The sequence below is a fragment of the Bradyrhizobium huanghuaihaiense genome, from assembly GCF_025200885.1.
Lineage (GTDB): Bacteria > Pseudomonadota > Alphaproteobacteria > Rhizobiales > Xanthobacteraceae > Bradyrhizobium > Bradyrhizobium huanghuaihaiense.
Genome location: NZ_CP104172.1, coordinates 1,330,715 through 1,345,140, shown reverse-complemented (window position 1 = coordinate 1,345,140; position 14,426 = coordinate 1,330,715). Strand labels below are relative to the sequence as shown.

Genomic DNA, 14,426 nt, shown 5'->3' with positions numbered 1-14,426 from the left:
CCAGCCGACGCCGGTGGCGGCAACCGGTGCTTAGGGGACGCCGTCATTCCGGGGCGATGCGCAAGCATCGAACCCGGAATCTCGAGATTCCCCGGTGCGCAATCGCGCACCTGAGGCCTGGTCCTTCGGACCATCCCGGAATGACGGCCAACCTTTACGGCTTCTCCATCCGGGCCCGGAGGGCATCCGCGTCCGCCTTCGGCAGCGACTTCAGAGTCGGCTTGATGGTCTCGCCGCCGACGATCTTTCCGTTGCGCATGAACATCCAGTCCGAGATGTCGGCTTCGCTGAACTTGACCTCGTCGCCGGCGTGCTTGCCCGGCAGATCGCGCGGCTCGTTGGCGAACAGACCGGAATAGCTGCCGTCGGGCTGCTTCTTCACCTCACCGATCCAGATGTGCTCGCCGCCCTTGCGGGTCGAGAAGCGGACTTTCAGGGCGTGGCCGGTCTCCGACGATTTTGGCGCGTCATAGGAGGCCCAGAAGGTCGGCAGCGAGCCGCGGGCGCGGGCAATCGCGGCATTCATCTCGGGGTCGGTGGTGCGCACGTCGACGATCGGCGAGCGGTCTTGTGCGACCACCTCGGGCGCAGGACCGATGGTCAGGATGCCGAAAACGGAGACGCCGGTGACGGCGGCGAGAACCACCCATTTCATGGGTTGGGAGAGTTTGGATGCCATGTTCGCGATGTCCAGGATGCTTGTTGTGTCCTGGCTTTGTCGCATGTCGGCAGCAGCACGTTCAGTGCGCGATAAGCCACAAGCGCTGCGCTTCTTACCCCTCCCCTGGAGGGGGAGGGTCGGCTCGCATCTGAGCGTAGCGAAGATGAGAGACGGGGTGGGGTGACGGTCTCTCCGCTGTGCGCACCGCCCGTGTGGAGAAATCACCCCACCCCGCTCGCGCTTCGCGCGATCGACCCTCCCCCTCCAGGGGAGGGTGAAGAGATCAAAACACCTTGCGGATCCAGTTGTGCGGATCGTTGGTACGGCCGTACTGGATGTCGACGAGCTGCTTGCGCAGGCCCATGGCGACGGGGCCGGCGGCACCGCCCGAGATCTCGAAATCGCCGCTCACCGAACGCACCTTGCCGATCGGCGAAATCACGGCGGCGGTGCCGCAGGCAAAGGCTTCCTTGAGCTTTCCGCTGGCCGCATCCTTGCGCCACTGGTCGAGCGAATACGGCTCTTCGCGCACGGTCTTACCTGCATCGCGGGCGAGCGCGATGATGGAGTCGCGGGTGATGCCGGGCAGGATCGTGCCGAGCGGCGGCGTCGAGAGCGAGCCGTCGTCGAACACGAAGAAGATGTTCATGCCGCCGAGCTCCTCGATATAGCGGCGCTCGACTGCGTCGAGGAAGACGACCTGATCGCAGCCGTGCTGGATCGCTTCGGCCTGGGCGCGCAGGCTCGCGGCATAGTTGCCGCCGCATTTGACGGCGCCGGTGCCGCCGATCGCGGCGCGCGTATAGTTCTCGGAAACCCAGATCGACACCGGCGCAGGCCCGCCCTTGAAGTAGGAGCCAACCGGCGAAGCGATCACCGCAAAGATGTATTCGGACGACGGCTTGACGCCGAGGAAGGTCTCGCTCGCGATCATGAAGGGGCGCAGGTAAAGGCTGCCCTCGCCGCCCGGCATCCAGGCGCGATCGATGCGCACGACCTGCTCGACCGCCTCGATGAAGACCTCCTCGGGCAATTGCGCCATCGCCATGCGCTCGGCGGAATCCCTGAAGCGGCGCGCATTGGCGTCGGGACGGAACAGGTTCACGCCGCCATCGTCGCGCTTGTAGGCCTTGAGGCCTTCGAAGATTTCCTGGGCGTAGTGCAGGACGGCGCCGGCCGGATCGAGCTGGAAATTGGCGCGCGCCTCGACGCGGGCCTCATACCAGCCGCCCTTAGCCTGGTTGTAGCGGACGACCGCCATGTGGTCGGTGAAGACCCGCCCGAAGCCGGGGTCCACCAGCTTGGCGACGCGGTCCTTTTCGGACGTCGGATTGGATGCGGGCTGGATGTCGAATTTCATGCTCATGTCCTTGCCTCCCGCTGCCCGGTGGCGGCGCTGTTTCTCGCGCCCGCCGGCCCGTTCCGGGGCCGGCTGGCTTGATTGGGTTTCTGGCCGGACCGCCGCCAGCCATGTTACGGCCGGTTTCCGTGGCCAGCATGTCGCCGAGGACATGCTTTTGCGGAAGGCGGAAGTCCAGTATGTTTTGCCGAAATGCCGCTCGACAATCGCACGGTAGATCTGCTTCGGCCGTCGCCGCCTGTCCGGCTCTCTTTGGCCGCCCTGCTACGATGCCACCCGATGCGAAACGATCTAAAATTTCGTGCGGGTCGATCCTTTTGTAACATTGAACCCAAGATACGTCAATATGCCTGACATAAATTTCGCGACTCCCCCTCAAGACGCTGCCGCGCACCGGCCGGCCGCAGGCGATGGAGGCAATTTGCGCTGGGATATCATCGAGCTGCTGTTCTTCGCCTATCGCGATTTCGTCGGTGATCCCGACCAGGAACTCGAGGCGTTCGGCTTCGGCCGGGCCCACCACCGCGTCATGCACTTCGTCTACCGCTATCCCGGGCTGAAGGTCGCCGACCTGCTCGACGTCCTGCGCATCACAAAACAGTCGCTCGGCCGGGTGCTCAAGCAGCTCCTGGACGAGGGCTATATCGTGCAGAAGACCGGCGACAATGACCGCCGCCAGCGCCTGCTCTACGCGACGCCGAAGGGCGAGGCGCTGGTCCAGAAGCTCGCCGGGCTCCAGACCACGCGGATCACCAAGGCACTTGCCGAGATGGGTCCGCAGGACGCCGAGACGGTCAAGCGCTTCCTGCGCGCGATGATCGACCGCGACGATCCGGACAAGGTGCTCGAGACGATCTTCGCCGCCGTCAATCAAGACTCGAAGGAGTGACCGTGCCGCTCGCAGCCACGCTCGCCCGTCCGCCGGTGCAACCGGCCGACGATGCCCCGCATTTGCTGCTGGTCGACGACGACCGCCGTATCCGCGACTTGCTCTCGCGTTTTCTCGCCAGCGAGGGCTACCGCGTCACCACCGCGGCAAGCGCGGGTGACGCGCGCTCGAAACTGCTGGGCCTGCATTTCGACCTCCTGATCCTCGACGTCATGATGCCCGGCGAGACCGGCTTCGATCTTGCCCGCTTCATCCGGACCTCCTCCTCGGTGCCGATCGTGATGCTGACGGCGCGTCACGAGGCCGAAGCCCGCATCGAGGGCCTGCAAATCGGCGCCGACGACTACGTCGCAAAGCCGTTCGAGCCGCGCGAGCTTGCGCTGCGCATCAACAACATCCTCAAGCGCGCCGCGCCGCCGCAGCAGGCCACGACGGTCGAGAAGATCGCGTTCGGTCCCTATGTCTACCATCTCGATCGCGGCGAGTTGCGCCAGGGCGAGGAGGTCATCCACCTCACCGACCGCGAGCGCGAGATGCTGCGCATTCTCTCGGAGACGCCGGGCGAGACCGTGCCGCGCAGTGCGCTGACCGGCAATGGCAGCGTCAACGAGCGCGCCGTGGACGTGCAGATCAACCGCCTCCGGCGCAAGATCGAGACCGACCCGGCCAATCCGCTGTTCCTGCAGGCGGTGCGCGGCATCGGCTACCGGCTGGTGGCCTCACCATAGATCAAGTGAAGCGCGCTAGATGAGCACGATCGATACCGGCCTGACGCTTCTAAAAAGCGCCGCCGGCCGCGTCTCCGCCGCCAATGGCTGGATGGGCAACGCGTTCAAGGGCTGGATGCCGACCGGCCTCTATGCCCGCGCGCTGCTCATCATGATCGTGCCGATGGTGATCCTGCAGACCGTGGTCGCCTTCGTGTTCATGGAACGGCACTGGAACACGGTGACACGACGGCTGTCGGCCGCGGTGGTGCAGGACATCGCCGCGCTGATCGACGTCTACAAAAGCTATCCGCAGGACAAGGACCGCGCGCAGCTCAAGAGCATTGGGCAGCGGTTGCAGTTGGTGGTCGATTTCCTGCCCGCCGGTGACATGCCGCCGCCGGGACCGAAGCCGTTCTTCTCGCTGCTCGACCAGACGCTGTCGGTGCAGCTCGGCCGCCAGATCGGCCGCTCGTTCTGGATCGACACGGTCGGCCGCTCCAACCTCGTCGAGATCCGCATCCAGCTAGACGATGCCGTGATGCGCGTGTTCGCGCAGCGCAGCGCCGCCTATGCCTCGAACTCGGAGATCTTCCTGTTCTGGATGGTCGGCACGTCCTCGATCCTGTTGATCGTCGCGGTGCTGTTCCTGCGCAACCAGATCAAGCCGATCCTGCGGCTTGCCGATGCCGCGGAGAGTTTCGGCAAGGGCCGCGAGGCGCCGAACTTCCGCCCGCGCGGCGCGCGCGAGGTACGGCGCGCGGCGGTGGCCTTCCTCGAGATGAAGTCGCGCATCGAGCGCACGATGGAGCAGCGCACCGCGATGCTCGCCGGCGTCAGCCACGATCTGCGCACCATCCTGACCCGCTTCAAGCTCGAGCTGGCGCTGATCGGCGACAGCCCCGAGCTCGAAGGCATGCGCAAGGACGTCGACGAGATGTCAATGATGCTGGAGGATTACCTCGCCTTTGCCCGCGGCGATTCCGGCGAGCAGTCGCAGCCGACCGACATGGCGCAGGCGCTCGAGGAGCTGCGCAGCGATGCCGAGCGCCACGGCCACACCGCGACCGTGGCGTTCAACGGCCTGCCCGTGGTGACGGTGAAGCCGGCCTCGTTCAAGCGCTGCCTCGCCAACCTCGTCACCAACGCGGCGCGCTACGGCAAGAGCATCGCCATCACCGGCCAGCGCGATCACCGTTATTTGACCGTGACAGTCGACGACGACGGCCCCGGCATTCCCGCCCATCTGCGCGAAGAAGTGTTCAAGCCGTTCCTGCGGCTGGACAATGCCCGCAACCAGGACGAAGGCGGCACCGGCCTTGGCCTTGCCATCGCCCGCGATATCGCCCGTTCCCATGGCGGCGACATCACACTGGGCGACAGCCCGATGGGCGGATTGAGGGCGAGCGTGCGGATTCCGGTGTAGGCGATGACGTAGCCCGGATGGAGCGTAGCGTAATCCGGGACCGGCTTCTCGTGTCGCGCGAACCCCGGATTTCGCTTCGCTGCATCCGGGCTACGGTCTCACGACCATCTCACCCTACTTCGGCAGCAGCGCCTTCAGCTTGTCCATGTCGCGCACATTCATCTTGAAGCCGCCGGGCATGACGATGTCGCCGGGCTTCTGGTCCGGCTTGCAGGCACCTAACCACTTCGCTTGCAGCGTCATGGTGGTATCGCGCCCCGCAGCGCCGGCGACGCCGCCTTGCGCATGCGAGGAAGACTTCACTGTGTAGGCCGAGTTGAAGTCGCCCGTGATCTCGGCATGCGAGGTCGTGCTGACGCCGGCGACGCTGCACTCGGAATCGCTGACATAGCCGCTCGCAGTCTTCTTGATCTCCTGCTTGGCGCAGACCTGCTTGGCCATCGGCGAGACGTTGTTGCTCATCTCCTTGTCGACGGTCTCGTCGGTGCAGTGCTGCATGGTCATCTCGGGCACGGGCGAGCCGCTCGTGACCAGCTTCATTTCCCAGAGGCCGGCCTTGCGCACGGGCAGATCGTCGGCAGATGCACTGCCTGCCGACACTACAACGCAAAGGGCCGAGCCGAGCAAAGCGAGTTTGCGCGTCATGTGGGAAGCTCCCGGCTAAGAGACTGCGACGTTACGACGACGCCTCAGTAGAGCGTGCGGATCGGCCGATCGGCGGCGCCATAGGGCACCCAGCGGCAGGAGAACGAGATGTATCCGCCCTCATAAGCCTGCACGCCGAGGAATTTGACGACCTTGCCGTAGCGCGCGCAATGATCGACCGCGACCTGCCGCGCATCGACCTGGTTTGCCATCGAAAAGGCGATGATGCCGCCGGTGTCGTTGCCCTTGAACGGAGGCACCGGAAGGATATCGGCGCGCGCCGACTGGCTCGCCATCATACCCAAGGCAAGAAGGCCCGCGGCCGCAATGATTCGCATTCCCGTCACTCCAATTGGTTGGCGCCAGTTTACGGTGCCGGGGCCAAAGTGAAAAGAACCGAGGCCGGCCGGCCGCAACGTTCTGGTCAACTCCTGGCGAAGTGTTGCCGCGCTGCACTTGACCTCTTCCGGCCTTCGCGGCACCGTCCGAGCTTCGAAGACCCAGCTGTCCGGATTACCCATGCGCGCCCCCTCCTTCAAATCGCTCCGCTTCGCCGCCGTGCTCGGCCTCATGTTCGGGGCGCTGTCGCTCAGCGAGGCCCGGGCCGCCAACCCGCTGGAGCTGAACTTCTGGCTGAGCGGGCCGCGCTATGACGGCGCCGTCACCGATTGCGACAAGGCGCTGCCGACGATCGCCACCCAGTTCTGGGAGAAGGAAAGCTCGTTCTGGAATTCCTCGTTGAAGATCACGGGCTTCTCGGCGGTTCGCGAGGTCGCGTTCTGGCCCTGGCAGTCCGACAACATCCCGCGCCGCTATTGCACCGGCGAGGCCATGCTCACCGACGGCAAGGTGCGCAAGGTGCATTTCTCGATCATCGAGGATGGCGGCTTTGCCGGCTACGGCAACGGCGTCGAATGGTGCGTGGTCGGGCTCGACCGCAACTGGGCCTACAACCCGGCCTGCCGCGCCGCCAGGCAGTAATTCGAAAGCTCTGATTCGGTCCGATCAAGCGGCCGAACCACCGGCGCTCGAAATTTGTTCTTGAAATGTTCTCATCGCCTGCTAGGCTCGATTGCACAGTCTAGTTGAGGGGCGTCGCCATGTTTCATTCCAGATTGCGTTCGTTCTCCCGTCTTGTGATCTCACTCGCCCTTGCCGCCGGGCTGGCGTCGTTCGCCGACGGCGCGAAAGCCCAGGACAAGCGGCAGAACGCGCCGGGCGAATTCGATTTCTATGTGCTGTCGCTGTCATGGTCGCCCTCGTTCTGCGAGGAAGCGGCCGAGCGTGGCGGCCGCTCCCAGATGCAGTGCAGCGGCCGGCCCTACGCCTTCGTGGTGCACGGGCTGTGGCCGCAATATGAGAACGGCTTTCCGGAATATTGCCAGCGGCCGGCGCCGAGGCTGAGCCGCAGCATCGTCTCCTCCATGCTCGACCTGATGCCGGCGCCGGGCCTGATCTTCAACGAGTGGGACAAGCACGGCACCTGCTCGGGTCTCGCCGACCGCAGCTATTTCGAGACGATCCGCAAGGCGCGCGCCGCGATCAAGATTCCGGCCGAGTATCTCGATTTGTCGCAGGCCAGGACCGTCGCGCCTGCCGACGTCGAGGAGGCCTTCATCAAGGCCAATCCGGGTCTCAGCAGCGCCGCCGTCTCGGTCACCTGCAACCGGACGCGATTGTCCGAGGTCCGCATCTGCCTCAGCAAGGATCTGCAATTCCGCGCCTGCGAGGAGATCGACCGCCGCGCCTGCCGCCGCGACCAGGTGACGATGCCGCCGATCAGGGGTGGGTAGCCACCGTCATTGCGAGGAGCCCTTGCGACGAAGCAATCCAGACTGCCTCCGCGGAAAGATTCTGGATTGCTTCGCTGCGCTCGCAATGACAAGGGGATGGGATCGCGCCAGACAACGTAGTCCTAGCTCATGAACTACCGCCACGCCTTCCACGCCGGCAACTTCGCCGATGTCATCAAGCACATCGTGCTTGCGCGCATCATCACCTATCTGCAGGAGAAGCCGGGGGCGTTCCGTGTCATCGACACCCACGCCGGTGCCGGCCTCTACGATCTCGAAAGCGACGAGGCGCGCCGCGGCGGCGAGTGGCTGACCGGCATCGCGCGGCTGATGCAGGCGCGCCTGTCGAACGAGACCATCGCACTGACAAAACCCTATCTCGACATCGTCCGCGCCTTCAATCCGAAGGGCGAGCTCAAGGCCTATCCTGGCTCGCCGCTGATCGCGCGCGGTCTGCTGCGGCCGCAGGACCGCCTCGTCGCCTGCGAGCTCGAGCCGAAGGCGCGCAAGGCGCTGATCGACGTGCTGCGCCGCGACGAGCAGGCTCGCGTGGTGGATCTCGACGGCTGGGTGGCGCTGCCGGCCTTCGTGCCGCCGAAAGAACGGCGCGGTCTCGTGCTGATCGATCCGCCGTTCGAGGCCAAGGACGAGTTCGAACGGCTGGGCGAAGCCTTCTCGGCAGCCTTCGCGAAATGGCCGACCGGTATCTATGTAATCTGGTATCCGGCCAAGAACCGCCGCGCCACCGACACGCTGGCGCAATCAGTGGCGCGGCTCGCAGCCGCAGCAAAACCACCGGGCAAATGCCTGCGTCTCGAATTCAGCGCCGCACCGCAAGCCGATGGCGGGCCCCTCACCTCCACCGGGCTTTTGATCGTCAATCCGCCCTACACGCTGCATGGCGAGCTCAAAACCATTCTGCCCGAGCTGGAGATGCCGCTCGGCCAGGGCGGCGCTGCCAGATTCCGATTAGAGATACCGAAGAGGTAACCCTCCGGCATTCTTGGGAAAAATATGCAGTAGCGGTAGTCAATCCGCAAAGAACCGTATTATGCTGTTTCCGTGACTGGCTTTACGTTCCGCTTCCGCGAATGGTTGCGGCGGAGTGAAGGCCTAAGAAAGATCCCGCCGGGCCGATGAGGTCCGACCAAGGATGGCCAGCTCTCCCGGGCTTCGTAAGGCCCGGTCATGTCGTGACGTGCGTCTGCGTCGCGACGGAGGAGCAATGAGGGGGAGTTTCCCGATGGCCATGACGGGAACAGTTAAGTTCTTCAACGGAGAGCGCGGCTACGGCTTCATCAAGCCTGATGACGGCGGTCGCGATGTCTTCGTACATATTACGGCTGTAGAGCGTGCGGGACTGAAAGACCTTGCCGAAGGACAGCGTATTACTTTCGAAGTCGAACCGGACAAGAAGGGGAAGGGACCCAAGGCCGTCAACCTGGTGATCCTGTCCTAGCGGGCCTGCCCGCGAAACGCCTGACGCGAAAGCACCGGACGCAAAAAAAATCCCGGCCGCGAACGGCCGGGAGGCTGTGGTCTGGTATCTTCTTCTTCAGCTATCAGAAGCGATAGTTCACGCCTGCGCGCACAACGCTGGCGCTGTAGCCGTTCGACACGCCGGTGATTGCGAACTGGCTCGTCGACAGATCGATGTAGAGATATTCGAGCTTGGCACTCCAGTTCGGCGCGAGGCCGACTTCCGCACCGGCACCGATGGTCCAGCCGGCGGTGGTGTGCGACTCCGTCCAGCCGAAGGTCTGCGCGCGCAGCTCGCCGAAGGCAAGGCCCGCGGTGCCGTAGAACAGCACGTTGCTGAAGGCATAGCCGGCGCGGCCGCGCAGCGTGCCGAACCACGGATTGGAGAACTTCCACGGCGCGAAGGTGTCGTCGGCGCCGGCCGCCTGGATGTCACCCTCGACGCCGAACACCCACGGGCCGTTCTGGAAATTGTAGCCGGCCTGGACGCCGCCGACGAAGCCGGACGGCTTTGCGGGGTTGTTGTCGACCGAGCCCCATTCGTAGCCGATGTTGCCGCCGAGATAGGGACCGGCCCAGCTATAGGCATTGAGCGGCTGGTTCACGGTATAGGGTGCGCGCCCTCCATAATTCATGTCGGCGGCGCCTGCCGAACCCGTCCAGCCGGCTGCAACCAACGCGGCTGCGCCCACAACGAGCCTCTTCATCACTTAACTCCAACGCAACTGCCGCAACCGGTGCGATGCCTGGCGCCGCGCGCGCGAGGCAAAACCCCATGGTTACGGAACCAAGACCCTTTCGCGTAAGATTTATCGAGAGTTTTAAGTTAAAGGGCTGTTAAGCCGGGTTACCGCGCTGTTAACAGGCTTAAGCAAGCGTTACCGGGAACTGCGCCGCCATCCTGTGTGTGCGGCATGGCCGGAACTTCAAATCGGCGCGCCCAGCGCCTAAATTCGCTTCATGGTTCACGATTCCACCGACAATCCGGACGACAGCGCGCGCAAATCGCGGCAACCCGCAGCGAACGACGCGCCGCCCGGGGGACCGGCGGCGCCGGACGTCGATCCCGCCACCACAGGCGGCGACGACGAGGACGATGCGCTGCTGCCCGATATCCTCGAAGAGAGCGGCGCGGTCGGCGAAGAGCCGCTGGCGACCGGCCACGAGGCGATCGAGCGCGCGGTCCGCCTCGCCCCGACCTCGCCCGGCGTCTACCGCATGCTCAATGCCAATGCCGACGTGCTCTATGTCGGCAAGGCCAAGAACGTCAAAAAGCGCCTGTCCAATTACGCGCGTCAGAGCGCGCCGCAGCCGGCGCGCATCCTGCGCATGATCGCAGCCACCGTGACGGTGGAGATCGTCTCGACCAACACCGAGACCGAAGCGCTGCTGCTGGAAGCCAATCTCATCAAACAGCTGCGGCCGCGCTTCAACGTGCAGCTGCGCGACGACAAGTCGTTTCCCTATATCCTGATCACCGGCGACCATTGGGCGCCGCAGATCCTGAAACATCGCGGCGCGCAGACGCGGCCCGGGCGCTATTTCGGCCCGTTCGCCTCCGCCGGCGCGGTCAACCGCACCATCACGGCGTTGCAGCGCGCGTTCCTGATCCGCTCCTGCACCGATTCCTTCTTCGAGAGCCGGACCCGGCCCTGCCTGCTCTACCAGATCCGCCGCTGCGCCGGTCCCTGCACCCGCGAGATCGATTTCGGCGGCTATTCAACGCTGGTGCGTGAGGCGAGCGACTTCCTCTCCGGCAAGAGCCACGCGGTGAAGCAGGAGCTCGCCGGCGAGATGGAGAAGGCCTCAGGCGAGCTCGAGTTCGAGCGCGCCGCGCTCTACCGCGACCGTCTCGCCGCGCTGTCGGCGATCCAGTCGCAGCAGGGCATCAATCCGCGCACGGTCGAGGAAGCCGACGTGTTCGCGGTCCACCAGGAAGGCGGTTTCTTCTGCGTCGAGGTGTTCTTCTTCCGCACCGGCCAGAACTGGGGCAATCGCGCCTATTTCCCGCGCGCGGAGAAGACTTTCACGCCGGAGGAAGTGCTCGGCTCGTTCCTCGCCCAGTTCTACGACGACAAGCCGCCGCCGAAGGTCATCCTGCTCTCACACGAGATCGAGGAGAGCGAGCTGCTCGCCAACGCGCTCGCGATCAAGGCCGGCCACAAGGTCGAGGTCACCGCGCCCAAGCGCGGCGAGAAGAAGGAGCTCGTCACCCACGCGCTGACCAATGCGCGCGAGGCGCTCGGCCGCAAGCTCGCGGACACCGCGACCCAGAGCCGCCTGCTCGACGCCATGGCCGCGACGCTCAGCCTGCCGCATGCGCCCAAGCGCATCGAGGTCTACGACAACAGCCACATCCAGGGCACCAATGCGGTCGGCGCCATGATCGTCGCCGGACCCGACGGCTTCGTGAAGAACCAGTACCGCAAGTTCAACATCAAGTCGGAAGGGATCACGCCGGGCGACGACTTCGCCATGATGCGCGAAGTGCTGGAGCGACGCTTCAAGCGCCTGATCAATCCGCCCGAGGAGGGTGCCAAGGTCAAGGACGACGACTTTCCGCAATGGCCCGACCTCGTGATCATCGACGGCGGCCGCGGCCAGCTCAACGCGGTGCGCGAGATCTTTGCCGCTCTCGGCCTGACCCAGGTGTCCCTAATGTCGGTCGCCAAGGGGCCGGACCGCGATGCCGGGCGCGAAACCCTGTTCATGCCGGAGCGCGAGGCGATCAAGCTGGAGCCGCGCGATCCCGTGCTCTATTTCATCCAGCGCCTGCGCGACGAGGCCCACCGCTTCGTCATCGGCTCGCACCGCAAGCTGCGCAAGAAGGACATCCGCGAGGCCGGTTTGCAGGAGATTCCGGGCATCGGCCCGTCACGCAAACGTGCCTTGCTGCACCATTTCGGAACCCTGAAGGAGATCGAACGGGCCTCGATCGCCGATCTCGGCAAGGTTCCGGGGGTGAGCGCCGAAAGCGCCCGCAGGATTTTCGAGTATTTCCATCCCCAGCCGGGGTGAACTAAAGGGGAGCCAAGGGGAGCCATGGTCATAAGGTCGTCGCATCCGGCGTCGCATTTGTGAGCGGGACGGTTGACCTTCAGCCTTGAGCGGTATTGGTAGGACGGATGAACATCGCCACGACACGAGGGACAACCAGCCGCGCGATGTCCCTCCCCAACATCCTGACCTATGGCCGGATCGCCGCGATCCCGGTCGTGGTCGGATGCATCTATGCGCAGTCGATTCTGGATCAGCCGCTGTGGCTGCGCTGGGTCGCGGTCGCCATCTTCATTGCGGCTGCGGTCACCGACTACCTCGACGGCTATTACGCGCGGATCTGGAATCAACAATCGGCATTCGGCCGGATGCTCGACCCGATCGCCGACAAGCTGCTGGTCGCGTCCTGCCTGCTGATGCTGGCCGCCGACGGCATCATCCATGGCTGGTCGCTATGGGCCGCCATCGTGATCCTGTGCCGCGAGATCCTGGTCTCGGGCCTGCGCGAATACCTCGCCGCGCTCCGCGTCAGCGTGCCCGTGACCAAGCTTGCGAAGTGGAAGACCACGGTCCAGCTGGTCGCGATCGGCTTCCTGCTCGCAGGTCCCGCCGGCGACGAAGTGGTGCCCGTCGTTACGATGATCGGCCTTGCGCTGCTGTGGGCCTCGGCGATCCTGACCATCTACACCGGCTACGACTATTTCCGCGCCGGCATCCATCACCTCATCAAGGAGGACGAGGGATGAAGGTGAAGTATTTCGCCTGGGTGCGCGAGCGCGTCGGCAAGGCCGAGGAGACCATCGAGCCGCCGGCGACCGTGCGCACCGTGGAGGAGCTGATCGCCTGGCTCTCCGGCCGGAGCGATGCTTATGCGTACGCGTTCGAGAAGCCGAAGGTGATCCGCGCCGCAATCGACCATGCCCACGTCAAGTCGGACGCCGCGATCGCGGGCGCACGCGAGATCGCGTTCTTCCCGCCGATGACCGGCGGCTAGGCTCATGAGCTGCCCCGTCACCATCCGCATCCAGGAAGACGATTTCGACATCGCCCGCGAGATCGCAGTCCTGACCAAGAGCCGCACAGACATCGGCGCGGTGGTGAGCTTCTCAGGCATCTGCCGCGCCGACGACGACAGCGCCCAGGTCGCCGCGCTCACACTCGAGCATTATCCGGGCATGGCCGAGGAGGAGATCAGGCGCCATGCCGACGAGGCCATCTCGCGCTGGCCGCTCAACGGCGTCACGGTGATCCACCGCGTCGGGCGATTCATGCCGGGCCAGAACATCGTCCTGGTGCTGACCGCCTCGCAGCATCGCCAGGCCGCATTCCAGGCGGCCGAGTTCCTGATGGATTACCTCAAGACCAGCGCCCCGTTCTGGAAGAAGGAAGAGAGCGCCACCGGCACCGGCTGGGTCGAGGCCCACGCCCGTGACGACGAGGCCGCCGCACGCTGGACCAAATCCTGATGGCAAAAATTGCGAAAAAGACCGCGCGCGGCCGCGCCGCGCCGAAGCTTGCGAAGGTGGGGCCCGGCGAGCTTCTCACGCTGCTCGACTATGTCCGCTACGCGGTGAGCCGCTTTGTCGAGGCGAAGCTCGCCTTTGCCCACGGCACGACCGACCCGGTCGCGGAAGCCGTGTTCCTGATCTCTGAGGCGCTGCATCTCACTCCCGACCAGTTCGAGGGCTTTGCCCACGTGCGTGTCACCGTCGCGGAAGGCAAGACCCTCCTCGATCTCATCCATCAGCGCGTCACGACGCGCAAACCGGCCGCCTATCTCGTCAACAAGATCTACATGCGCGGCCTGCCCTTCTATGTCGACGAGCGCGTCATCGTTCCACGCTCCTTCATCGGCGAGCTCCTGGATTCGCATTTCGGCGACGAGGGCGGACCCGGCGCGCTGATCGACGACCCCACCGCCGTCGAGCGCGTGCTCGATCTCTGCACGGGCTCGGGATGTCTTGCGATCCTCGCCGCGCATCACTTCCCGAACGCTGAGGTCGATGCCGTCGACATCTCCAAGGGCGCAATCGAGGTCGCCGCGCGCAATGTCGGGGACTACGGGCTCGAGGACCGGATCACGCTCTATCGCGGCGACCTGTTCGCCCCGCTCGGCGATGCACGATATGACCTGATCATTACCAACCCGCCTTACGTCGATGCCGAAGGCATGGCGGCATTGCCGCCGGAGTGCCGGGCCGAGCCAAAGCTCGCCTTCGACGGCGGTGCCGATGGTCTCGACGTGGTGCGGAAGATCCTGCGCGATGCGCCCGATCATCTGGCGCCCGGCGGCGGACTGATCTGCGAGATCGGCCGTGGCCGCGAGTTGGTCGACGAGGCCTTTCCGGAACTGCCGCTGCTGTGGCTGGACACCGAAGACTCCGAGGGCGAGGTGTTCTGGATTTCGGCCGCCGATCTCGGCTGATCCGTCGGGGGCCCCGGCTTCGACGGAACAAGTCAAATTCGGCC

The 14,426-nt window shown here is 65.0% G+C and carries 17 protein-coding genes; 12 read left to right on the top strand and 5 right to left on the bottom strand.

Annotated elements, in window-relative coordinates; genetic code table 11:
* Positions 1-154: 154 nt before the first annotated feature.
* Positions 155-679 carry a YegJ family protein gene (locus tag N2603_RS06330; protein ID WP_260388084.1) on the bottom strand — a complete coding sequence of 175 codons (525 nt, stop codon included), beginning with the start codon at positions 677-679 and terminating at the stop codon, positions 155-157.
* Positions 680-944: 265 nt separating this feature from the next.
* Positions 945-2,027: a branched-chain amino acid aminotransferase gene (locus N2603_RS06325; RefSeq protein ID WP_260388083.1), complete on the bottom strand. Its 1,083-nt coding sequence runs from the start codon at positions 2,025-2,027 to the stop codon at positions 945-947.
* 340 nt (positions 2,028-2,367) lie between these two features.
* On the opposite strand from N2603_RS06325, the gene N2603_RS06320 reads away from it, so the two are divergent.
* From N2603_RS06320 to N2603_RS06310, 3 genes are read left to right on the top strand one after another with little or no spacing between them, the layout of a single operon-like run.
* On the top strand, positions 2,368-2,910 hold the full coding sequence (locus N2603_RS06320; protein ID WP_260388082.1) for a MarR family winged helix-turn-helix transcriptional regulator: 543 nt from the start codon (positions 2,368-2,370) through the stop codon (positions 2,908-2,910).
* Entirely contained in the window at positions 2,907-3,638 is a 732-nt protein-coding gene (locus N2603_RS06315) for a response regulator (RefSeq protein WP_018648360.1), read from the top strand. Before N2603_RS06320 ends, N2603_RS06315 begins: the two co-directional genes overlap by 4 nt.
* A gap of 19 nt (positions 3,639-3,657) precedes the next feature.
* On the top strand, positions 3,658-5,043 hold the full coding sequence (locus N2603_RS06310) for an ATP-binding protein (protein WP_018648361.1): 1,386 nt from the start codon (positions 3,658-3,660) through the stop codon (positions 5,041-5,043).
* Between the two features lie 114 nt (positions 5,044-5,157).
* Here N2603_RS06310 and N2603_RS06305 read toward each other — a convergent pair whose 3' ends face one another.
* Both N2603_RS06305 and N2603_RS06300 read right to left on the bottom strand, forming a co-directional pair.
* Entirely contained in the window at positions 5,158-5,688 is a 531-nt protein-coding gene (locus N2603_RS06305) for a DUF3617 domain-containing protein (RefSeq protein ID WP_018648362.1), read from the bottom strand.
* A gap of 44 nt (positions 5,689-5,732) precedes the next feature.
* Positions 5,733-6,026: a hypothetical protein gene (locus N2603_RS06300; RefSeq protein WP_018648363.1), complete on the bottom strand. Its 294-nt coding sequence runs from the start codon at positions 6,024-6,026 to the stop codon at positions 5,733-5,735.
* Positions 6,027-6,207: 181 nt separating this feature from the next.
* Here N2603_RS06300 and N2603_RS06295 point away from each other — a divergent pair, with 181 nt between their 5' ends.
* From N2603_RS06295 to N2603_RS06280, 4 genes are all read left to right on the top strand, one after another.
* Positions 6,208-6,669 carry a hypothetical protein gene (locus N2603_RS06295; RefSeq protein ID WP_260388081.1) on the top strand — a complete coding sequence of 154 codons (462 nt, stop codon included), beginning with the start codon at positions 6,208-6,210 and terminating at the stop codon, positions 6,667-6,669.
* Between the two features lie 119 nt (positions 6,670-6,788).
* Positions 6,789-7,481 (top strand): ribonuclease T2 family protein, encoded by a 693-nt coding sequence (locus tag N2603_RS06290; protein ID WP_260388080.1) that lies wholly within the window; start codon positions 6,789-6,791, stop codon positions 7,479-7,481.
* A gap of 129 nt (positions 7,482-7,610) precedes the next feature.
* Positions 7,611-8,471 carry a 23S rRNA (adenine(2030)-N(6))-methyltransferase RlmJ gene (locus tag N2603_RS06285; protein ID WP_018648366.1) on the top strand — a complete coding sequence of 287 codons (861 nt, stop codon included), beginning with the start codon at positions 7,611-7,613 and terminating at the stop codon, positions 8,469-8,471.
* 253 nt (positions 8,472-8,724) lie between these two features.
* Positions 8,725-8,940: a cold-shock protein gene (locus tag N2603_RS06280; protein WP_008544396.1), complete on the top strand. Its 216-nt coding sequence runs from the start codon at positions 8,725-8,727 to the stop codon at positions 8,938-8,940.
* Positions 8,941-9,043: 103 nt separating this feature from the next.
* Here the strand turns inward: N2603_RS06280 and N2603_RS06275 are convergent, their stop codons facing one another.
* Positions 9,044-9,667 (bottom strand): outer membrane protein, encoded by a 624-nt coding sequence (locus N2603_RS06275; protein WP_020608162.1) that lies wholly within the window; start codon positions 9,665-9,667, stop codon positions 9,044-9,046.
* A 253-nt stretch (positions 9,668-9,920) separates the two neighbouring features.
* Between N2603_RS06275 and uvrC the strand changes: the two genes are divergently transcribed.
* The 5 genes from uvrC (at position 9,921) to prmB (ending at position 14,382) form a co-directional block, all read left to right on the top strand.
* Positions 9,921-11,978, top strand: a complete 2,058-nt coding sequence (gene uvrC, locus N2603_RS06270) for an excinuclease ABC subunit UvrC (RefSeq protein WP_260388079.1) — start codon at positions 9,921-9,923, stop codon at positions 11,976-11,978.
* Positions 11,979-12,085: 107 nt separating this feature from the next.
* Positions 12,086-12,703: a CDP-diacylglycerol--glycerol-3-phosphate 3-phosphatidyltransferase gene (pgsA, locus tag N2603_RS06265; RefSeq protein WP_018648369.1), complete on the top strand. Its 618-nt coding sequence runs from the start codon at positions 12,086-12,088 to the stop codon at positions 12,701-12,703.
* A complete protein-coding gene (gene moaD / locus N2603_RS06260) occupies positions 12,700-12,951 on the top strand; it encodes a molybdopterin converting factor subunit 1 (RefSeq protein ID WP_260388078.1) in 252 nt (83 codons plus the stop codon). Before pgsA ends, moaD begins: the two co-directional genes overlap by 4 nt.
* 4 nt (positions 12,952-12,955) lie before the next feature.
* Positions 12,956-13,423 carry a molybdenum cofactor biosynthesis protein MoaE gene (locus N2603_RS06255; RefSeq protein ID WP_260388077.1) on the top strand — a complete coding sequence of 156 codons (468 nt, stop codon included), beginning with the start codon at positions 12,956-12,958 and terminating at the stop codon, positions 13,421-13,423.
* The gene (prmB, locus tag N2603_RS06250; protein WP_260388076.1) at positions 13,423-14,382 is read left to right on the top strand and encodes a 50S ribosomal protein L3 N(5)-glutamine methyltransferase; all 960 of its coding nucleotides are present in this window, start codon (positions 13,423-13,425) and stop codon (positions 14,380-14,382) included. Before N2603_RS06255 ends, prmB begins: the two co-directional genes overlap by 1 nt.
* Positions 14,383-14,426 lie beyond the last annotated feature (44 nt).